General features: G+C 64.9%; 19 protein-coding genes. 13 read left to right on the forward strand and 6 right to left on the reverse strand.

The window, feature by feature from the left end:
• Window positions 1-2: 2 nt before the first annotated feature.
• Both TX88_RS27650 and TX88_RS27655 read left to right on the forward strand, forming a co-directional pair.
• The gene (locus TX88_RS27650; RefSeq protein ID WP_044522364.1) at window positions 3-881 is read left to right on the forward strand and encodes a mycofactocin-coupled SDR family oxidoreductase; all 879 of its coding nucleotides are present in this window, start codon (window positions 3-5) and stop codon (window positions 879-881) included.
• A 143-nt stretch (window positions 882-1024) separates the two neighbouring features.
• Window positions 1025-1804 (forward strand): spirocyclase AveC family protein, encoded by a 780-nt coding sequence (locus tag TX88_RS27655; RefSeq protein ID WP_044522365.1) that lies wholly within the window; start codon window positions 1025-1027, stop codon window positions 1802-1804.
• 91 nt (window positions 1805-1895) lie between these two features.
• On the opposite strand, the gene TX88_RS27660 is transcribed toward TX88_RS27655, so the two are convergent.
• The 5 genes from TX88_RS27660 to TX88_RS27680 all read right to left on the reverse strand — a co-directional run bounded on the left by TX88_RS27660 (window position 1896) and on the right by TX88_RS27680 (window position 5596).
• A complete protein-coding gene (locus tag TX88_RS27660; RefSeq protein WP_044522367.1) occupies window positions 1896-2234 on the reverse strand; it encodes a hemophore-related protein in 339 nt (112 codons plus the stop codon).
• A gap of 117 nt (window positions 2235-2351) precedes the next feature.
• Entirely contained in the window at window positions 2352-3713 is a 1362-nt protein-coding gene (locus tag TX88_RS27665) for a cytochrome P450 (RefSeq protein WP_044522368.1), read from the reverse strand.
• A gap of 31 nt (window positions 3714-3744) precedes the next feature.
• Window positions 3745-3939, reverse strand: a complete 195-nt coding sequence (locus TX88_RS27670) for a ferredoxin (protein WP_003880083.1) — start codon at window positions 3937-3939, stop codon at window positions 3745-3747.
• Between the two features lie 34 nt (window positions 3940-3973).
• Window positions 3974-4849, reverse strand: coding sequence for a mycofactocin-coupled SDR family oxidoreductase (locus TX88_RS27675; protein WP_044522370.1), 876 nt, complete (start codon window positions 4847-4849; stop codon window positions 3974-3976).
• 45 nt (window positions 4850-4894) lie between these two features.
• Window positions 4895-5596, reverse strand: coding sequence for an SDR family NAD(P)-dependent oxidoreductase (locus TX88_RS27680; protein ID WP_044522371.1), 702 nt, complete (start codon window positions 5594-5596; stop codon window positions 4895-4897).
• Between the two features lie 263 nt (window positions 5597-5859).
• Here TX88_RS27680 and TX88_RS27685 point away from each other — a divergent pair, with 263 nt between their 5' ends.
• From TX88_RS27685 to TX88_RS27735, 10 genes are all read left to right on the forward strand, one after another.
• The gene (locus tag TX88_RS27685) at window positions 5860-7338 is read left to right on the forward strand and encodes an aldehyde dehydrogenase family protein (protein WP_044522372.1); all 1479 of its coding nucleotides are present in this window, start codon (window positions 5860-5862) and stop codon (window positions 7336-7338) included.
• Window positions 7339-7366: 28 nt separating this feature from the next.
• Window positions 7367-8578, forward strand: a complete 1212-nt coding sequence (locus TX88_RS27690; protein WP_084622195.1) for a CaiB/BaiF CoA transferase family protein — start codon at window positions 7367-7369, stop codon at window positions 8576-8578.
• Between the two features lie 570 nt (window positions 8579-9148).
• Window positions 9149-9943 carry an MlaE family ABC transporter permease gene (locus TX88_RS27700; RefSeq protein ID WP_044522374.1) on the forward strand — a complete coding sequence of 265 codons (795 nt, stop codon included), beginning with the start codon at window positions 9149-9151 and terminating at the stop codon, window positions 9941-9943.
• A 13-nt stretch (window positions 9944-9956) separates the two neighbouring features.
• The gene (locus TX88_RS27705) at window positions 9957-10814 is read left to right on the forward strand and encodes an MlaE family ABC transporter permease (RefSeq protein WP_044522375.1); all 858 of its coding nucleotides are present in this window, start codon (window positions 9957-9959) and stop codon (window positions 10812-10814) included.
• A 9-nt stretch (window positions 10815-10823) separates the two neighbouring features.
• On the forward strand, window positions 10824-12101 hold the full coding sequence (locus TX88_RS27710) for an MCE family protein (protein ID WP_044522376.1): 1278 nt from the start codon (window positions 10824-10826) through the stop codon (window positions 12099-12101).
• Window positions 12098-13123 carry an MCE family protein gene (locus tag TX88_RS27715; RefSeq protein ID WP_044522378.1) on the forward strand — a complete coding sequence of 342 codons (1026 nt, stop codon included), beginning with the start codon at window positions 12098-12100 and terminating at the stop codon, window positions 13121-13123. Before TX88_RS27710 ends, TX88_RS27715 begins: the two co-directional genes overlap by 4 nt.
• Window positions 13123-14205: an MCE family protein gene (locus TX88_RS27720; RefSeq protein WP_044524128.1), complete on the forward strand. Its 1083-nt coding sequence runs from the start codon at window positions 13123-13125 to the stop codon at window positions 14203-14205. Before TX88_RS27715 ends, TX88_RS27720 begins: the two co-directional genes overlap by 1 nt.
• Window positions 14205-15674, forward strand: a complete 1470-nt coding sequence (locus TX88_RS27725; RefSeq protein ID WP_044522379.1) for an MCE family protein — start codon at window positions 14205-14207, stop codon at window positions 15672-15674. The genes TX88_RS27720 and TX88_RS27725 overlap by 1 nt, the downstream gene beginning before the upstream one ends.
• Complete coding sequence (locus TX88_RS27730) at window positions 15671-17044, forward strand: MCE family protein (RefSeq protein WP_044522380.1); 1374 nt, start codon at window positions 15671-15673, stop codon at window positions 17042-17044. Before TX88_RS27725 ends, TX88_RS27730 begins: the two co-directional genes overlap by 4 nt.
• Window positions 17045-18781, forward strand: a complete 1737-nt coding sequence (locus tag TX88_RS27735) for an MCE family protein (protein ID WP_044522381.1) — start codon at window positions 17045-17047, stop codon at window positions 18779-18781.
• Window positions 18782-18851: 70 nt separating this feature from the next.
• On the opposite strand, the gene TX88_RS27740 is transcribed toward TX88_RS27735, so the two are convergent.
• Window positions 18852-19361, reverse strand: coding sequence for an Rv2253/PknI dimerization domain-containing protein (locus tag TX88_RS27740; protein ID WP_044522382.1), 510 nt, complete (start codon window positions 19359-19361; stop codon window positions 18852-18854).
• 213 nt (window positions 19362-19574) lie between these two features.
• On the opposite strand from TX88_RS27740, the gene TX88_RS27745 reads away from it, so the two are divergent.
• On the forward strand, window positions 19575-19946 hold the full coding sequence (locus TX88_RS27745) for a hypothetical protein (RefSeq protein WP_044524129.1): 372 nt from the start codon (window positions 19575-19577) through the stop codon (window positions 19944-19946).
• Window positions 19947-20006: the final 60 nt, after the last annotated feature.

Genomic DNA, 20006 nt, shown 5'->3' on the forward strand with positions numbered 1-20006 from the left:
AGATGACCGGAAAGCTCGAAGGCAAGGTCGCTTTCATCACCGGCGCCGCCCGCGGACAGGGGCGGGCGCATGCGATCGCGATGGCCAGGGAAGGTGCCGACATCATCGCCGTCGACATCTGCCGCGACATCCCGTCAAACCCCTACCCGCTGGCCACGCCCGATGACCTGGCCGAAACCGAAAGGGCGATCAAGGAACTCGGCCGGCGCATCGTCGCCCGCGTCGCCGATGTCCGCGAGCGCCACGAGCTGCGAGATGCGGTCGAGGCCGGGATCGCCGACCTCGGCAAGATCGACATCGTGGTCGCCAACGCCGGCATCCTTCCGATGGCGATGGGCAGGCCGGATCCCATGCAGTTCGTCGACGCCTCCGATGTGGACCTGGTCGGGGTGATGAACACCGTCGCGGTCACCGTTCCGCACCTGCCCGACGGATCGTCGATCATCGTCACCGGATCGACCGCCGGCATGATCCGGGGCACCACCGACAACCCCAACATGGGCCCCGGCGGGGCGGGGTACGGATGGAGCAAGCGCGTCGTCATCGAGTACGTCGAGGAGATGAGCCTGCACCTGGCTCCGAAGATGATCCGGGTCAATGCCATTCACCCCACCAACTGCAACACCCACCTGCTGCAGAACGACGGCATGTACTCCATGTTCCGGCCCGATCTGACCGCCGAGGGCAAGAAGGCCACCCGTGAGGATGCCGAGCCGTTGTTCACGATCTTCCAGGCGATGCCGATCCCGTACATCGAACCCGAGGACATGGCCAACCTCGGTGTGTTCCTGGCCAGCGACGACAGCCGCTACATCACCGGACAGCAGATCCGGGTCGATGGGGGCTCATTACTCAAGTGGCCCAATGGACCTGGCCGTTAGCACCGGGCATCGCATCAGAAGGAGGTGGTGGTGGGCGCCCTCATCATGCTCGGCAGCCTGTTCGTCCTGATCGTGTTGATCGTCGGCCTGGTGCTCTACTTCGATCCTGAAGCGCGGCGCCGTCCGGCCGAGGAGGTCGAGCCGTGAGCGTCGACGTCCTGATCAAGGCCGGGGTGGCCTTCGCGTACATCACCGGTCTGGGTTTCCTGGCGGTGGGGATCTATCTGAGTTACCGGCGCGGGCGCCTGCATCCGCTGCTGTTGCTCTGTATCTCGGCGCTCTCGTTCTCCTGGATCGAAGCGCCCTACGACTGGGCGATGTACGCCCAGTTTCCGCCCGCGTTGCCGCGAATGCCGTCGTGGTGGCCGCTCGACATGACCTGGGGCGGGCTACCCTCGGCGGTACCCGTCGGCTACATGGGTTACTTCGTGTTGCCGGCGATCATCGGTGCCGCACTCGGGCGGTGGGCGGCCGGGAAGTGGAACTGGCGGCGGCCGCAGACGCTGTTGCTGGTGGGCTTCGCCGTCGGGTTCTGCTGGGCCTTGTTCTTCAACGCGATCATCGGCGCGCGGCTCGGCCTGTTCTACTACGGCTACGTGATCGAGGGGCTGGGCCTGTGGGAGGGGACCAAACACCAGTACCCGATCTACGACGCCATCGCGATGGGTGTGCAGATGATGGTGTTCACCTACCTGCTGGGCCGGACCGACGCCGAGGGCCGCAACGTGATCGAGATGTGGGCCGACAAGATCTCCAAGACCCGGCTGCAGTCGGCAGTGCTGTCGGTGATCGCTGTGATCGTGGTCGGGCACGCGGTCTACGCCTCGGTCTTCGCACCGCACCTGGTCACCAAACTGGGCGGGTGGGTGACCGTGGGGCCGACCGAGCAGTTGTTCCCCGGAGTACCGAATCAGCCGAAATAGCCGGCCGGACCTAGTCCTGGCGCGCAAATGTCACGCTGGGGTGGCGGTCGAGATCCGGGGCCGCTCCAGCGTGACAACGCGGGAACGACTATCAGTAGTTGTTGCAGCTGCCGGCGATCGAGTTGATCGGCCCGAAGTACTCCTGAGCGGCCGGGCTGGCCTGCAGCTGGGCCACCGTCTGCTGACGCTGGGCGGGTCCCGAGGCCAGGAAGTTGCGCAACGCGCCCTGGGCGAACGGGGACGCGTTGAACTGCTGCGCCAGGTCGGGACGCTGAGCGTTGAGCGCCGCCATCACCTGCTCGTAGCTACATGTCGTGTTGACCACGCCACTGAAGTCGGGCTGGGCGGACGCCAACCCGGTCGCCAGCGGAACGGACAGGGCCAGCCCGCCGAGGGCGGCCGCGATGTACTTGAAAGAAGACTTGATCACCTGTTGGAACCCCCATGTTGTTCGCCCAAAAAGGCGACGCCTTGCACGTTTGCCGGACCCGACCTCATTCGAGGTTAACAGGCGGCAGACGTACAAGGCGTCCTCACAAAACCGGCCTCAGTCGATGACGGCGCGCTCCTTGCGCTCGGTGATCGGCCGGGCGAGTTCCTGCTCGACGCAGATGCGCTGCAGTTTCTCCAGCGTCTCGTCCAGGCCCGGACCCAGCGGCTTGCTCGGCGTGAACGTGGCCGGAAGATTGCGCATGCCCTGGATGACGCCGATGGTGTCGTAGTGCACTGCGCCCTCGGGGTCGCAGACATAGTCCGGCATCCGATCGAGGACAGCGGTGAGCATCGACTTGAACACCGTGCGGGCCACGTTCGACCCGACGCAGCGGTGCACGCCGATGCCGAAGCTGAAATGCCGGTTGCCCTTGCGGTCCAGGATGACCTCGTTGGGCTGGTCGAACACCGACGGATCGCGGTTGGCCATCGCCCAGGACAGCCACAGCCGCTCGTACTGCTTGAACTGCTGGCCTTCGACCTCGACGTCTTCGGAGAAGGTCCGGCCGTCACCGGGCGCCGGGGTGAAGAACCGCAGGAACTCCTCGGTGGCGGGATGCAGCAGGTTGTCGCGTTCACGGGACAGCCGCTCGCGCTCGTCCGGATGTTCGCCGAGCCACTCCAGGGCGTGCGCGGTGAGGGCCGTGGTGGTGTCGAAACCGCCGCCGATGACCAGACCGAGGTTGCCCAGGATCTCCATGTCGGGGGCCGGCTCACCGTCGATCCGCAACTGCAGCATCGCGTTCACCAGTCCGGGGCGCGGATTCTCCCGGATCTCCATCATGTTGTTGATGATGTCGATGCCCATCTCGCGATGCTGCTCGTTGATCTTCTCGCGATCGGGGGAGTGCTCCGGGGTGTACACCGAGGCGTGCGTCGGCTCGCTGTAGACGTTCCACTTCTTGAGTTCGATACCCATCATCGCGAGGGTGAACACGGCGGGAACGACGTTGGCCAGATGCTCGACGAAATCGATGCGGCCGGACTCGATGTGCTCGTCCAGGGCGGCACGCGTGATCTCGTCGACGAACGGTTCCCACCGCTTGATGGCGGCGGGTGACAGGTACGGGTTCAGCGCGCCGCGATAGGCGCTGTGCTCCGGCTCGTCCATCTCCAGGATGCCGCCGCGCACCACGGTCGCGCGGCTCGCCTTGGGAATGGTGATGCCCTGGTAGGGCGTTTCACCGCTGATGTCGTGGTGGTTGGAGACCACCGGGCAGCGGGCCAGCTCGAACACGTGCTTGCTGTCGGCGGCGACCCAGTGCCCGTTGTAGGAGTCAGTCCACGCCATAGGGCACTTGGACTGCATCTCCTCGGTGATCTTCTCGAACTGCTCCCGATATTCCGGCGTGTGCCGGTCGAAGTGGTAGCTGTTCTTCTTACGGTCGTCGTCGGTCGTGACATCGTCGATACTCACGGCGTTGTCTCCCTTGGCCTTTCGGTCTGTGTCAATCTTCGATGACGATGGCTTGCTCGGGGCAGGAGTGCGCGGCCTCGCGGACCGCGTCCTCCTGATCTGCCGGCACCACATCGGAAACCGGTGACGCGTGACCGTCGACGTCGTCGAGGACGAACGAGTCGGGCGCGATCATCGAGCACAGGGTGTGGCCCTGGCAGCGACTGGCATCGACCGAAACCTTCACTACGACAACTCCTTTGCAATCAGTGGGTACGGCATCACACGTGGTAGTCGTACCACTTGAGGTAGCCGCCGGCATCGACCCGCAGCTGCATGCCGGTGACGAAGCGCGACTCCTCGGAAGCCAGCCACAACACCGCGTTGCTGATGTCCTCGGGCTCGATGAAGTTGACCTTCATGGCCTGTTGCACACCGAACACCGGCTCGGCGTCGGCGCGGGTCGGGTTCTCCAGATCCGGCCGGAACGAGCGGTACATCGGCTCGCTCTGCAACATGTTGGTGTTGCAGTTGGTGGGGTGGATGACGTTGGCACGGATGCCGCGCACCGCCAGTTCGGTGGCGAGTGCATGCACGTACTCGGAGATGAGCCGCTTGGAGATCATGTAGCCCATGCCGCCGGGATCGGCGCCGGGGTTGGGCTTGTTGTGGGCGTCCATCAGTGCGGCGGCCGATGCGGTCGCGATGATCGAAGCGCCCTCTTTGAGGTGCGGCAGCGCGACCTGGATGGCGTTGATGGTGCCCACGAAGTTGGTGTTGATGCCGTCGGTCCAGGCCTGCATCGCGGGCTGGCCCTTCATCGCGGCGATGCCGGCCTGCGCCACGACGATGTCGAGCTTGCCGAACTCCGCGAGTCCCGATTCCAGCGCGCTCCGCAGCTCGGCCTCGTTACGGACGTCGGCCTGGGCGGTGACGATGCGCCGGCCGGTCTTCTCGACGAAGTTCTTGGTCTCTTCGAGGTCTTCTGCCGTCGCCATCGGGTAGCCGACGGTGTCGTAGTTCTTACAGATGTCGACCGCGATGATGTCGGCGCCCTCTTCGGCCAGCCGGATCGCATGGCTGCGGCCCTGACCACGTGCCGCGCCGGTGATGAAAGCGACTTTCCCGGCAACCCGGCCTTCTGCGCTGTTTCCCACGTTTGTTCCTTTCGCTGATGATGTTTCGGGTGCACCGCGTGCGCGTCAGGTGTTACGGCCGCCGTTGACGCCGAGAATCTGGCCGGTGATGTAGCTCGCCTCTTCGGAGACGAAGAAGGCACAGGCGGCGGCGATGTCTTCCGGCTTTCCCATGCGCCGCACCGGGGTCTGCTCGATCTGCCTGTCGGTGTCTCCGAGGAAGCCCTTGCCTTCGGCCTTGCGCAGCATGGGCGTGTCGATGAAGCCCGGCGGCACCGCGTTGACCGTGATCCCGCTGGGGCCGAGTTCGAGCGCCAGGCTCTTCGTCAGGCCGTTCACCGCGGACTTCGCCGCGACATAGGGCGACATGAAGGGCTGGCCCGAATGCGTGCTCGACGACGAGATGTTGACGATGCGACCCCAGCCGGCCTCGAGCATGTCGGGCAGTGCGGCCTGGATGCAGTGGAATACGCCATTGAGGTTGACGTCGATGATCTGCTGCCACTTCTCGAACGAGACGTCACTGAAGCGCTTGAAGCAGTCGAGGCCGGCGGCGTTCACCAGAACCGAGATCGGGCCGAGTTGGGCCCGAACCGCGTTGAGTGCGGTGTCGACAGCAGCGCGGTCGGTCACGTCCGCGACATGCGCGAAATCGTCATCCGATGGCTGCAGGTCGAGTATCGCGACGTTGAGGCCGTCGGCGCGCAACCGGGCGACAATCGCCGCCCCGATGCCCGAACCTCCTCCGGTGACAACGGCATTCTTCATGACAGTTCTCCGGCCGCCGGGCGAAGCCGGGCTTTCTCAGGGGTCAAGAATCATCCTTCCGATTATGAGAACCGTACTCTCGGATCGGCGTGCACCGCAAGATCTGAGTGCAACCAGAGCGCCGCCTGCATGGATGGCGGATCTGCAGCGAATAGGGCATGACTAGCTGATCTAGCTTTCACTTGAGTTCTCATCGAGCGAATGTATGATTCGCCGGTGATGAGAATGCAGTTTCCATCACAGTAGGGAATCGCCTGAGGAGGATGATGCAGCAGGAAGCGCCGACCATCGCGCAAGAACAGCGGGCTGACCGGAAGTTGTTGATCGGCGGAGAGCTGCGCGAGACGCCGCGGACGTTTCCTTCCGTCAATCCAGCTACCGGCGAGGTGTTCGGCTACGCGCCGGACGCCACGGTCGCCGATGCCGAGGCTGCGGTCGCCGCGGCCAGGCAGGCATTCGACAACACCGACTGGTCCACCAACACCGAACTGCGGATCCATTGCCTGGAGCAACTGCACCAGGCCCTGATCGAGCATCGTGACGAGCTGGCCGCCCTGACCACCACCGAGGTGGGCGCGACCGCGGCGCTGTGCGCCGGTGCGCAGCTGGACGGTCCGATCGACATCGTGCGGTACTACGCCGAGCTGCTCAAGACCTACCCGCTGACCGAAGATCTCGGAAACATCGAGAGCCGCGGCATGCAGCACCACCGGTGGGTGGAGAAGGAAGCGGGCGGCGTGGTGGCCGCGATCATCGCCTACAACTATCCGAACCAGCTGGCCCTGGCCAAGCTCGCTCCGGCGCTGGCCGCCGGCTGCACCGTCGTGCTCAAGTCCGCTCCGGACACCCCGTTGGTCACGCTGGCGCTCGGCGAGCTGATCGCGAACCGCACCGACATCCCGGCCGGCGTCGTGAACGTGTTGTCGGGCGCCGACCCCGAGGTGGGCGCGGTGCTCACCACGAGCCCCGACGTCGACATGGTCACCTTCACCGGTTCCACGCCCACCGGGCGGCGCATCATGGCCGCGGCCAGCGAGACCTTGAAGAAGGTGTTCCTGGAACTCGGCGGCAAGTCGGCCGCGATCGTCCTCGACGACGCCGACTTCAACACCGCCGCACTGTTCTCGGCCTTCAGCATGGTCACCCACGCCGGTCAGGGCTGCGCTCTGACCTCGAGGCTGCTGGTGCCCGCGAAGCACAAGGACGAGATCGTCGAGCTGATCAAGAACAACTTCGGACTCGTGCGCTACGGCGATCCGACCGATCCCAAGACGTACATGGGGCCGCTGATCAGCGAGAAGCAGCGCGACAAGGTCGACGGCATGGTCAAGCGTGCCGTCGAGGCCGGCGCGACCCTGGTCACCGGCGGCGAGAAGGTCGACCCCGGCTTCTTCTACACCCCGACGCTGCTGGCCGATGTCGACCCCGACAGCGAGATCGCCCAGGAGGAGGTCTTCGGGCCGGTGCTGGCCGTCATCGCCTACGAAGATGACGACGACGCGGTGCGTATCGCCAACAACTCGATCTACGGGCTGTCCGGAGCGGTGTTCGGCAGCGAGGACCGCGCGCTGGGCGTGGCCCGGCGGATCCGGACGGGCACCTTCTCGATCAACGGCGGCAACTACTTCAGTCCCGACAGTCCGTTCGGTGGGTACAAGCAGTCCGGCATCGGCCGAGAGATGGGTACCGCGGGACTCGAGGAGTTCATGGAATCCAAGACGTTCGCGCGGGTGCTGGGCTGATGAGCGCTTGCGCGAAGAGGAGAGAGCAATGAGCGGCGGTCCACTCGAAGGAGTCCGCATCCTCGAGGTCGCGATGTACGGTTTCGTCCCCTCGGCCGGAGCCGTGCTGGGGGAGTGGGGTGCCGACGTCATCAAGGTCGAGCACGCCGTCACCGGCGACCCGCAACGCGGGCTGCGTCAGACCGGGCCGCTGCGCGTCGAGGGCGATCCCAACCCGAACATCGAGCACGCCAACCGCGGCAAGCGCAGCATCGGGCTGGACATGTCGGTGCCCGAAGGGCGCGAGATCCTGCTCGAACTGGCGAAAAAGGCCGATGTGTTCCTCACCAGCTTCCTGCCCGGACACCGGCAGAAGTTCGGTATCGATGTCGACGACATCCGCGCGGTGAACCCGAAGATCATCTACGCCCGCGGCAGCGCTCTCGGCCCCCGCGGCGAGGAGTCGGTCAAGGGTGGCTATGACATGACCGCGTTCTGGTGCCGGGCCGGCACCGCCGCGACGATCACGCCGGCCGGGATGGAGGGCATGATCGCCCCACCCGGGCCTGCCTACGGCGACACCATCTCGGGCACCAACCTGGCCGGCGGCATCGCCGCGGCCTTGTTCAAGCGGGAGCGCACCGGTGAGCCGTCGGTAGTGGACGTATCGCTCCTGGGCAGCGGACTGTGGTCGATGGGCCACACCGTGGCGCTCACCCAGCACTTGAACCAGCTGATGGTGACACCGCCACCTGGTGTGCACGGGTCGCCGATCAACCCGCTCGTCGGGTTGTACGGCACCGCAGACGACCGCTACATCTCGTTCGTGATGATGCAGCCGACCAAGTTCTGGGCCGACGTCTGCCGGCACATGGACCTGGAGGGCTACATCGACGACCCGAGGTTCGCGACTGCCGAATCGTTCGCCGAGAACACACCGGACGCGGTCGAGATCCTCACGGAGGCGATGAAGAAGCGGACTTTGCCAGAGTGGAGCGAGCGATTCGCCACGCTGGCCGGTCCGTGGGCTCCGGTGCAGGACACCCTGCAGGCGGCACAGGACGCCCAGATCCGGGCCAACGAGTACCTGGTGCAGGCCGGCGAACTCGAGTTGGTGGCCAACCCAGTGCAATTCGACGTCACGGCGCCGAGCACCGGGCCGGCGCCGGGGTTCGCCGAACAAACCGACGACATCCTGGGCGAACTCGGCCTGGACTGGGATCGCATCATCGAACTCAAGACCGCCGGCGCTGTCACCTAGGCCGCCGTCGCAATGCCCTTCAACACCACCATCGGAACCCGTCTGTCGCGGGCGGCTGCCATCGCGTCCCACGACGAGAACGGCAGTCTCGTGCAACTGCGCGGAGGGCTGTCGAGCGTCCTGCCCCAATTGTCAACTACCGGAGCAAGTTCTGAGTTATTTGCCCTCGCGACAGATACCCAGTCCGATAGCATCATGCGGTCGGGGGGCGGTCGTGGGGCAAGTCTGTCCGGCGTCACCGGTAGGTCCGGTGAAGCGAAGAGAACCCAGCGAAAGCAGGAGGTGCGTCAGATGTCCCAGCGCACTCCGCTTTTGCCGCTCATGGTCGAGTCATCCGGTTCGCGAATCAGCGCGCAGATGAATGCCATTGTGTCCCAGCTGGATTCGGCAGACATCGGGCACCCGACCGGCCGGTTGGCACGTTCCGGGTCTGAGGTTGCGGCATGACCCCGCCGGGGCCGAAGGCCGCACCGTACGTAGTAGAGCTAATTGAGCACCGGCGCGGTGCAGCACCTAACATCGGCGCACCGACTGCGGTGTCCGCAGCCGTCAGCCGGGACAGGAGTACGCATGGCGGATAAGTGGACGACCGGAGTGTCGCTACGCAACCTGTCGGGTCCGATGCAGGCTGTCGGTGCGTTGTTCGCGATGTCGTTGGATGCGATCCGGTTCATTTTCAAGCGGCCGTTCCAGGGGCGGGAGTTCCTGGAGCAGTGCTGGTTCGTGGCGCGGGTGTCGATGGCCCCGACGTTGCTGGTGGCGATCCCGTTCACGGTGCTGGTCTCGTTCACGTTGAACATCCTGCTCCGGGAGTTGGGTGCGGCCGACCTGTCGGGCGCGGGTGCGGCGTTCGGCGCGGTGACCCAGCTGGGTCCGATGGTGACGGTGCTGATCGTGGCCGGGGCCGGGGCGACCGCGATGTGCGCGGATCTGGGATCGCGCACCATCCGCGAAGAGATCGACGCGATGGAGGTGCTGGGGATCAACCCGATCCAGCGCCTGGTGACCCCGCGGATGCTGGCCTCAGGACTGGTCGCGTTGCTGCTGAACAGTCTGGTGGTGATCATCGGCATCCTGGGCGGCTATGTGTTCTCGGTGTTCATCCAGGACGTGAACCCGGGTGCGTTCGCGGCCGGCATCACGCTGCTGACCGGGGTGCCCGAGGTGATCATCTCCTGCGTCAAGGCTGCGCTGTTCGGGCTGATCGCCGGCCTGGTGGCCTGCTACCGCGGGCTGACCATCAGCGGCGGTGGAGCCAAGGCAGTGGGTAACGCGGTCAACGAGACCGTGGTGTACGCATTCATGGCCCTGTTCGTCATCAACGTGGTCGTCACGGCCATCGGTATCCGCATGACGGCGCACTGAGGCAGGGGACGCAATGGGAACGATGACGATCCTGCGGTCGACCTATCCGCGGGTCACCCGCCAATTCCACAAGCCGGTCTCGACGCTGAGCCGGATCGGCGATCACACGCTGTTCTATCTCAAGGCACTGGCGGGCACCCCGCACGCGGCCATGCACTACCGCAAGGAACTGGTCCGGCTGATCGCCGAGATCTCGATGGGCGCAGGCACCTTGGCCATGATCGGCGGCACGGTGGTGATCGTGGGGTTCTTGACCCTGGCCACCGGTGGTGTGCTGGCCATCCAGGGCTACAGCTCGCTGGGCAACATCGGCATCGAGGCGCTGACCGGATTCCTGGCAGCCTTCATCAACGTCCGTATCGCCGCGCCCGTGGTGGCCGGTATCGGCCTGGCCGCCACCTTCGGCGCCGGCGTGACCGCCCAGCTCGGGGCGATGCGGATCAACGAGGAAATCGACGCCCTGGAAGCCATGGCCATCCGCCCGGTCGAATACCTCGTCAGTACCCGGATCGTGGCCGGGATGATCGCCATCACCCCGCTGTACGCGATCGCGGTGATCCTGTCGTTCTTGGCCAGCCAGTTCACCACGGTGGTGCTGCTCGGGCAGTCCGGAGGTCTGTACGACCACTACTTCACGACGTTCCTCAACCCGATCGACCTGCTGTGGTCGTTTCTGCAGGCCGTCCTGATGGCCATCACCATCTTGCTGATCCACACCTACTTCGGCTATTTCGCCTCCGGCGGACCCTCCGGAGTCGGTGTCGCGGTCGGCAACGCCGTACGTACCTCGCTGATCGTCGTGGTCTCGGTGACCCTGCTGGTGTCACTGTCGGTCTACGGCTCCAACGGCAACTTCAACCTGTCGGGATAGGGAGAAGAGTTGACACGCAACGTTGGACCGGGCCCAGCCCACCGGTCCGAAACCACAAGTAGCGCTTCGCCGGTGGCGGCGCGCCCCGGACGCAGCTTCGGCGCGGGAGGCTCCGCGCGGCCACTGGCGGGTTTGGCGACCGTGGTCGCCATAGGCCTGATCTTCGGCCTGGCGGTCGCGCTGTTCCGCGGCAGCTTCACAAAGACCGAGCCCGTCACCCTGATCTCCGACCGCGCCGGCCTGGTGATGAACCCGGACGCCAAGGTGAAGATGCGGGGCGTCCAGGTCGGCACCGTCAGCTCGATCGAGCAGCGTGCCGACGGCAAGGCCGTGCTGCACCTGGCGATGAACCCGTCACAGCTGCGCCTGATCCCGGGCAACGTCCAGGCCGACATCGCCTCGACCACCGTGTTCGGCGCCAAGTACGTCCAACTCGTCGCGCCGGACAACCCCTCGCCCGAGAAGCTTCGGCCCGGCCAGACGCTTCAAGGCGATCATGTCACCGTCGAGATGAATACTGTCTTCCAACAGCTCACCAACGTGCTGAACAAGATCGACCCGGCCAAGCTCAACGAGACCCTGGGCGCGCTGTCCTCGGCCTTCTCCGGACGCGGCGAAGCGATGGGGCAGTCGCTGTCCGACTTCGACGCGGTGCTGAAGAAGATCGAGCCCAGCCTGCCCAATCTGACGGGCGACATCGAGAGCATGGCCGCTGTGTCGAGGGCTTACGGTGACGCGGCACCAGACCTGCTCAAGACTGTCGACAACACCAATCGGCTCAGCGACAGCATCGTTGACGAGCAGAAGAACCTCGACAACTTCCTGGTGAGCTCGATCGGACTGGCCGACGCCGGCAACGACGTCATCGGCGGCAACCGGCAGGCACTCAGCACCACTCTGAACCTGTTGGCGCCCACCACCGATCTGCTCAACGAGTACGCACCCGGAATCGAGTGCGGCCTCAAGGGGATGCTGTACCTCCTCAACCAGCCACCGCAGATGGAACCCGGCGTCGTGGTCAACGTGGCGTTCACGCTGGGCATCGAGCGCTACCGGTACCCGTCCAACCTCCCCAAGGTGGCAGCCAAGGGCGGTCCGCAGTGCATGGGCTTGCCGTACATCGGATTCGGCAACAAGGCCAAGTACCTCGTCACCGACACCAACGCCAACCCGTGGAAGTACGGCAACCAGGGCATCCTCCTCAACTCCGACGGGCTCAAGCAGATCCTGTTCGGCCCGCTGGACGGCCCGCCACGTAACACCATGCAGACGGGACAACCGGGATGAAGCGCGGCAGAAGCACATTCATCAAGTTCGCGTCCTTCGCGGTGGTGATGGCCGTCCTGACGGCCTTCCTGTTCATGACGTTCTCGGAATACCGCGGCGGCTCGTACTCGGGTTACTCGGCGGTCTTCGGTGACGCCTCACGGCTGGAGTCGGGAGACTCGGTGCGGGTTGCCGGGGTCCGGGTGGGAACGGTGAAAAGCGTTTCGCTGCAACCTGATAAGTCGGTGAAGGTGGAATTCGACACCGACCGCAGCGTTGCGCTGACCACCAGCACCAAGGTCGCGGTGCGCTACTTGAACCTGGTGGGGGACCGCTACCTGGAACTGATCGACAGCCCCGGCTCGACCAAGCTGCTGCCGGCTGGATCGCAGATACCCAAGGACCGCACCGCAAGTGCGCTGGATCTCGATCTTTTACTTGGCGGCCTGCGACCGGTGATCCAGGGGCTCAACCCCCAGGACGTCAACGCGCTGACCTCTTCGCTGATCCAGATCTTCCAGGGGCAGGGCGACACCCTGGACTCACTGCTGAGCAAGACCTCGTCGTTCTCGAACACGTTGGCCAACAACGACCAGGTCATCCAGCAGCTGATCGACAACCTGAACTCGGTGGTCGGAACACTGGCCAAGGACGGCAAGAAGTTCGACGGAACCGTCGACCGTCTCGAACAGTTGATCAGTGGACTCTCGCAGGATCGTGACCCACTCGGCACGGCCGTGACGCAGCTGGACAACGGCACTGCCTCGCTCGCCAGCCTGCTCACCGAGGCACGGCCGCCACTCAAGGGCACTGTCGATCAGCTCAACCGACTGGCCCCGCTGCTCGATGACCACCAGATCGTCCTGGACCGGGGCCTGCAGAAAGCCCCCGACAACTTCCGCAAGCTCGCCCGGCTGGGCTCGTACGGCAGCTGGATCATGTACTACATCTGCGGACTTGGTATCCGTGTCACCGATCTACAGGGGCGCACTGCGCACTTCCCGATGATCAAACAAGAAGGCGGGAGGTGCGCGGAGCCCTGATGCTTAAGTACCGCGAATCAAATCTGATCAAGGCAGGTTTCATCGGCGTCGTGCTGATGATGCTCATCATCGCCGTCGGGCTTCAGCCCGAACGGTTGCAGCAGTGGGCCTCGTCGGTGCGCCATCAGGCACTGTTCAGCGAAGCCGGCGGTATCGCCACCGGCAACGACGTGACCTTGTCCGGAATCAAGATCGGTTCGGTCACCGACGTGTCGCTGCAGAACGGCGACGCGTTGGTCACCTTCACCACCGAGGGCAAGTACCCCCTGGGGTCACTGACCACCGCGCACATCCGCACCGGTTCACTGCTCGGTGAACGGGTGCTGACACTGGAGTCCGATGGTGCCGGCACGCTGCGCACCACTGATGTGATCCCAACGTCGCGCACGTCGTCTCCGTACTCGCTGACCGACGCGGTCAGTGACCTGACCACCAACTCGGCGGGTACCGACACGGCTTCGCTGAACCAGTCCCTGGACACGCTGTCGGCGACCATCGACCAGGTCGCACCGAAGCTCGGGCCCACGTTCGACGGCCTCAGCCGGTTGTCCAAATCGATCAACGGCCGCAACGAAAGTCTGGCCAGCCTGCTCAAGAGTGCCAGCGACGTGACCGTGGTGCTGTCACAGCGCAGTGATCAGCTGAACACGTTGATCCTCAACGCGAATGATCTGCTCGGCGTGCTCAACGACCGGCGCCAGGCCATCGTCGACCTGCTGGCCAACACCGCGGCAGTCTCGCAGCAGCTCTCGGGCCTCGTTGCCGACAACGAGGCGCAGCTGGCGCCGACGCTGAAGCGGCTCAACTCGGTCACCGCAATGCTGGAACGCAATCGCGACAACATCACCAAGGCCCTGCCGAATATGAACAAGTTCCAGTTGTCCCAGGCCGAAACCCTGGCGAATGGGGCGTATTACAACGCCTACGTTCCCAACCTGCAGCCTGCCCAGTTGCTCCAGCCGTTCATGGACTACGCGTTCGGGTTCCGGCGTGGGACCAACGCCGGCCAGCCGCCGGACAATGCCGGGCCGCGCGCCGAATTCCCATGGCCCTACAACGGAGTTCCCGGAGGTTCACGCTGATGAACCGCAGTCGTCTCGGTAAATGGCTGGCCATTGCGCTGGTGGCGTTGCTGGTGGTAGGCGTGGCAGTGTTGTTGCGCCAGAGCTTCTTCGGGCAGAAGACCATCTCCGCGCTGTTCACCTCGGCCACCGGCGTATACCCGGGTGACGATGTCCGGGTGTCCGGAGTCAAGGTCGGCACGATCGATTCGATCAAGCCGGAGGGCACGCAAACCCGCGTGACCCTCAAGGTCGACCATGACGTGCCGATCCCGGCGGATGCCAAAGCCGTCATCGTGGCCCAGAACCTGGTGGCCGCACGCTATGTGCAGCTGGCGCCGGCCTACCGGTCGAGTGGCCCCACGCTGCCCGATGACGCCGTGATCGGCTTGGACCGCACCGCCGTTCCGGTGGAGTGGGATCAGGTCAAGGAACAGCTGATGCGGCTGTCCACCGACCTCGGACCGCAGAGCGGCGTCGACGGGACGTCGGTGTCCCGGTTCATCAACAGCACGGCCGACGCGATGGCCGGCAACGGAGACAAACTGCGCCAGACCATTTCGCAGCTGTCCGGCGTCGCCCGGGTTCTGGCCGAGGGCAGCGGAAACATCGTCGACATCATCAAGAATCTGCAGACGTTCGTTACCGCACTGCGGGACAGCAATCAGCAGGTGGTGTCGTTCCAGAACCGGTTGGCCACGCTGACCAGCGTGGTTGACGGCAGCCGATCGGACCTCGATGCGGCCCTGACGAACCTGTCGGTGGCGGTCGTGGACGTACAGAGATTCGTTGCCGGAACCCGCGATCAGACCTCCGAGCAGGTGCAGCGGCTGGCCAATGTCACCCAGAACCTGGTCGACAACAAATTACACATCGAGAATCTCCTGCACGTTGCGCCGAACGCGTTCATGAACGGCTACAACATCTACAACCCGGACACAGGCAGCGCGGTCGGCCAGTTCGTGTTGAACAACTTCTCCAACCCGGTCGAATTCATCTGCGGTGCCATCGGTGCCGTCGAGAACACCACCGCACCCGAGACCGCGAAACTGTGCTCGCAGTATCTGGGCCCAGCGCTACGGCTGATCAATTTCAATCACCTGCCGTTCCCGATCGACCCGTACCTGATGCCATCGGCCAAACCCGAGAACATCGTCTACTCAGAGCCGGGTCTGGCGCCGGGCGGTGAGGGAGGGTCGCCCACTGCACCCGATATCCCGCCGGCAATCTCGGCCTACAACCCCGGCCCGACTCCGCCTCCACCGTTCACCGGTCGCGGGCCGGATGAGCCGCCACCAGGGGCTCAGCAGCTGCTGCCGGGTGGGGACTATTACCCGCCCAACATGCACAACACTGTGTCGGACATGCTCAATCCGGCTGCCGGGCAACCCGGGCCGCCTCCGGGTCCGCCGCCCGGTCCACTGGCCGCCGAAGTGCCGGCGCCCGCGGCACCGGCACCAGCACCAGCAGAAGGGACGCCACCAGCATGATCAGGGGAAAGCCGCTGCGTCTGGCAATCGCCGCCGGATCCTGCGTCGCGCTGACCACCAGCGGGTGCGCGTTCCAAGGCGTCAACTCGCTGCCCCTGCCCGGGGCCGTGGGACGGGGTGCGGACTCCAGCGTCTACCACGTCGAGATCGCGAATGTGGCGACGCTGGAACCGAATTCACCGGTGATGATGAACGACGTCGTCGTCGGCAGCGTGCGCACCCTGTCGGTGAAGGATTGGCACGCGGACGTCGAGTTCTCGGTGCAGCCGGGTGTCGTGGTGCCGGCAAATGTGGTGGCCAGCGTCGGGCAGACCAGCCTTCTGGGTTCGATGCATCTGGCGCTCAACCCGCCGGCGGGTCAGGCTCCCAACGGGAAACTCCCACCGGGAGCGACGATTGCGCTGAACAACTCGTCGACGTATCCGACGACCGAGCAGACGCTGTCCTCGCTGGCCGCGGTGGTGAACGGCGGCGGTCTCGGGCAGATGGGTGACATCATCCACAACTTCAGCGCCGCACTCAACGGGCGCGAGGCAGACTTTCGTGATCTGCTCACCCGGTTGGATACGTTTGTCGGCGCGTTAGATGCGCAGCGCGACAACATCGTTGCTTCGATCCAGGGGCTGAACCAGTTGGCCTCGACCTTCGCCGGGCAACGTGATGTCATCACCCGGGCGCTGGAGAAAATCCCGCCGGCGCTCGATGTGTTGATCAAGGAGCGGCCGAGATTCACGACCGCACTGCAGAAGCTGGGCACCTTCAGCGCGACCGCCAACCAGTTCGTCAACGATTCGCAGGCCGACCTTGTTCGGAACCTCAAGAACCTGGAACCTGCGTTGAGGGCCCTGGCTAATGTCGGGCCGCAACTCGATGCGGTGCTCGAATACGCTCCGCATTTCCCGTTCACCCAGATCTTCATGGACCGCGCCATCCGCGGTGATTACTACAACCTGTTCGCGTACTTCGACATGACGATCCCGCACCTCAAGCGCAGCTTGATGCGGGGTACCCGCTGGGAAGATGGGGACGCGCAGAACGTTCCGATTCCGGGGGATCCGAACTACCTGAACTACACCTACGACCCGCTCAAGACCGGGGTCAACCCGCCGCCGCCGGAGGCGTTCCCGGAGGAGCCGGACATGCCGAACGCGCCGCCGCCAGCGGATCTCCCGGCTCCCACCTACGCCGGCCCGGTACTGCCCGTGGCGCCACCGGCACCGCTCACCATGCCCGGGGGTGTGCCGCAGCCTGTGGCCCCGGCCGGCGGGTCGACGTCGATCTTCGCGGGACCGTATGCGCCTCAAGGTGGTTCAGCGGACCAGGCGCCGGCACCTACTGCACCTACTCCACCGACAGGGGGTGGCGGATAAATGCTCACCCGCTTCATCCGGACCCAGCTGATCCTCTTCACCATCGCCTCGATCGTCGGTGTGGCAGTCATGCTGTTCGCCTATATGCAGCTACCGACGCTGCTCGGTGTCGGTCGCATCACCGTGAAGCTCGAACTGCCGGCCACCGGAGGCCTCTACCAGTTCGGCAATGTCACCTATCGCGGATCCCAGATCGGCAAGGTGACCTCGGTTTCGCTGACCGAGAAGGGTGCCGAGGCGACTCTGTCCCTTGACCGCTCTCCGAAGGTGCCCGCCGACCTGGCAGCCGAGGTCCGGAGCATGTCCGCGGTCGGTGAGCAGTACGTCGAGTTGTTGCCGCGCACCAACTCTGGGCCGTACTTGGACAACGGCTCGGTGATCGCCGTGTCCAACACCAAGATTCCGCAGCAGGTCGGCCCGATGCTGGATCAACTCAGCGCTCTGGTCGACACCATTCCGAAGGACAAGCTGAGCCAGCTGCTGGACGAGTCCTACAACGCGTTCAACGGGACCGGCTATGACTTCGGTTCGCTGCTCGACTCGGCTTCGACGATCACCAGGGACTCCAACGCGGTCTCGGACCAGACCCGTGCATTGATCGACGACGGCAAGCCCTTCCTCGACGCGCAAGCCCAGACCACCGATTCGATCAGAACCTGGGCCGCCAGCCTGGCCGGTATCACCGGGCAGGTTGCCGACAACGATCCCGAGGTCCGGTCGCTGCTGCGCAACGGCCCCGGGTTCGCCCAGGAGACCACGAAGCTGCTCGAGCAGATCAAGCCGACCCTGCCGCTGTTGCTGGCGAACCTGAGCACCTTCGGCCAGATCGCACTCACCTACAACCCGTCGATCGAGCAGCTGCTGGTGTTGTTGCCGCCGTACGTCGCTCAGCTGCAGACGTATGCGCCGACGAACAACACGAGCGGTCTGCCGATGGCCGACTTCTCGCTGGGTCTCGGTGATCCGCCGACGTGCACGGTGGGGTTCCTCCCGCCGTCGGCGTGGCGCTCCCCGGCCGACACCACGACCATCGACACCCCGGACAACATCTACTGCAAGTTGCCGCAGGATTCCCCGATCGGTGTGCGCGGTGCCCGCAACTACCCGTGTATGGAGCATCCGGGCAAGCGGGCGCCCACGGTCGAATTGTGCAACGACCCCAAGGGATTTCAACCGATCGCACAGCGTCAGCACGCGCTCGGCCCGTACCCGCTGGACCCCAGTCTGATCGCCCAGGGCGTGCCCCCTGACACCCGCGTCCTGCCGGACGAGAAGATCTTCGGGCCGCTCGGCGGCACCCCGCTGCCGCCGGGGGTGACCGCTCCGCCGCCAGGGGCGGCACCCGAACCGCAGCCGGCGCCGAGCTTCGCCGGAACCGGGCCAGGTCCGCTGCTGCCGGGGCGGCCGCTGTACATGGATCCTCCGGTGCCCGGTGTACCGCCGCCACCGCCGGGAGATCCCAACGCAGTTCCGCTGCCGGCGGCGGACCAGCCGCAGTTCACCGAGCTTCCGCCGGTCCCGCACGGACAGGGAGTGTTCCCGGATGCGCCCGAGACTCCTTCAGAGCCCGGAGCGGCGCCCAGCGCGTTCAACGGTGACAAGGGTCAGGGACCGTCGGTGGCTATCGCCAAGTACAACCCGCGCACGGGGGAGTACATGGGTAGCGACGGAAACCTCTACAAGCAGACGGATCTGGTGTCCCAGCCCAAGTCGTGGCAGGACCTGATGCCGACCTGAGCGGAATATCAAAGAACTGGCCCCGGGCGATTGCCCGGGGCCAGTTTTTTTGTCTGTCTTAAGTTTTTGGCTAGGCGGGCCGCATGTAGAACGGCATCCGAACCTCCGGTGACTGATTGCGTCCGCAGGATCCGCTGGGTCCGATGGTCACGTCTTCGCCGGTGTATTCGGATGAGGTCAAGTCCGTGTGGCCGTCGAAGCCCACCGGGTAGATTCGGTAGATCTGCATGCCCTCGACGGGCGTGCCGTCCGCGCAGAAGCGCCAGTTGGGCAGCACCCTCTTGATGTACCAAAGACCGTTCGTCGTGTAGATCGGTGCCGACCAGCCCGCATCGCTGGTCACCGTGCCGCTGCATTCGGTGGGGGAGATGCACTGTGTGGAGATCGTCCAGGTGCTGCGGACCGAAGGCTGGTTCTCGTACCGATCGTTGATCTTGGCCCATTCGCCGTTGGACGAGGTGGCAAAGGTGCCGTTGATACCCCACTGCTCGCCTGCGACCGCGGGGGCGGCGCCGCTCAGGCTGACGGCCGCTGCGGCGGCGACGGCCACCGCGGCTGCACTTACCCGGGAGACTGACATGAACGCTCCTTCTGGCCGACCTGACGCGGCGGTAGCCATGTTCTCAGTTTCGGAGAATATCACTATCGGTGCCTGTCTCACGATGTAATGGTCCAGGCCAAGCCGTCCTGCTGCCGGCTTGTGGACCAGCGGCGGACCGTTCGTAGTAATATTCTCCAAAACTGAGAGTTTAATTTCCAGCTATGCGAAAGTAGCAACGTGCGTGTGACGGTGATGGCGACCGCTTCAGTGATTGTCGCCGGGATGCTGGCTGCTCCGCAGGCAAACGCGGGACCGCAGACATGTAATGACGCTTTCTGCACGCCGGGTATCAACCCGAACGCTGTGCTCGGCGCTCCGTGCGACAACACCTCCTACTACGTGTTCGGGGTCGACGCGCGCAACGGGTGGGGCCGGCTGGTGTTCTGCGGCTCGCCGCGGCGCTATGAGCCGCGGTGGTTCCGGTCGCCACCCATGGTGGGCATCCGCGACGAGAACAGCCTGTGCATCAACGAGCAGAACTCGGTGGCCCAGGCGCCGGATGGGTTGTTCCTGAGCTGTGTTCCGATGAATGGTGAGACACGCTGGCTCCGCGGCGACGCCTGAGTCAAATGCCTGAAGACGCTTGAGGGCGACGCGTTTCGCGTCGCCCTCAAGCATTCTCAT

The organism is Mycolicibacterium septicum DSM 44393, from assembly GCF_000455325.1.
Lineage (GTDB): Bacteria > Actinomycetota > Actinomycetes > Mycobacteriales > Mycobacteriaceae > Mycobacterium > Mycobacterium septicum.

Excerpts from the sequence above, each read along its gene's own strand:
- TX88_RS27685 (WP_044522372.1), top strand. The coding sequence starts at position 5,860 with ATGATGCAGCAGGAAGCGCCGACCATCGCGCAAGAACAGCGGGCTGAC.
- TX88_RS27725 (WP_044522379.1), top strand. The coding sequence starts at position 14,205 with ATGAACCGCAGTCGTCTCGGTAAATGGCTGGCCATTGCGCTGGTGGCG.
- TX88_RS27680 (WP_044522371.1), bottom strand. The coding sequence starts at position 5,596 with ATGAAGAATGCCGTTGTCACCGGAGGAGGTTCGGGCATCGGGGCGGCG.
- TX88_RS27705 (WP_044522375.1), top strand. The coding sequence starts at position 9,957 with ATGGGAACGATGACGATCCTGCGGTCGACCTATCCGCGGGTCACCCGC.
- TX88_RS27745 (WP_044524129.1), top strand. The coding sequence starts at position 19,575 with ATGGCGACCGCTTCAGTGATTGTCGCCGGGATGCTGGCTGCTCCGCAG.
- TX88_RS27740 (WP_044522382.1), bottom strand. The coding sequence starts at position 19,361 with ATGTCAGTCTCCCGGGTAAGTGCAGCCGCGGTGGCCGTCGCCGCCGCA.
- TX88_RS27720 (WP_044524128.1), top strand. The coding sequence starts at position 13,123 with ATGCTTAAGTACCGCGAATCAAATCTGATCAAGGCAGGTTTCATCGGC.
- TX88_RS27700 (WP_044522374.1), top strand. The coding sequence starts at position 9,149 with ATGGCGGATAAGTGGACGACCGGAGTGTCGCTACGCAACCTGTCGGGT.
- TX88_RS27730 (WP_044522380.1), top strand. The coding sequence starts at position 15,671 with ATGATCAGGGGAAAGCCGCTGCGTCTGGCAATCGCCGCCGGATCCTGC.
- TX88_RS27735 (WP_044522381.1), top strand. The coding sequence starts at position 17,045 with ATGCTCACCCGCTTCATCCGGACCCAGCTGATCCTCTTCACCATCGCC.
- TX88_RS27650 (WP_044522364.1), top strand. The coding sequence starts at position 3 with ATGACCGGAAAGCTCGAAGGCAAGGTCGCTTTCATCACCGGCGCCGCC.
- TX88_RS27690 (WP_084622195.1), top strand. The coding sequence starts at position 7,367 with ATGAGCGGCGGTCCACTCGAAGGAGTCCGCATCCTCGAGGTCGCGATG.
- TX88_RS27715 (WP_044522378.1), top strand. The coding sequence starts at position 12,098 with ATGAAGCGCGGCAGAAGCACATTCATCAAGTTCGCGTCCTTCGCGGTG.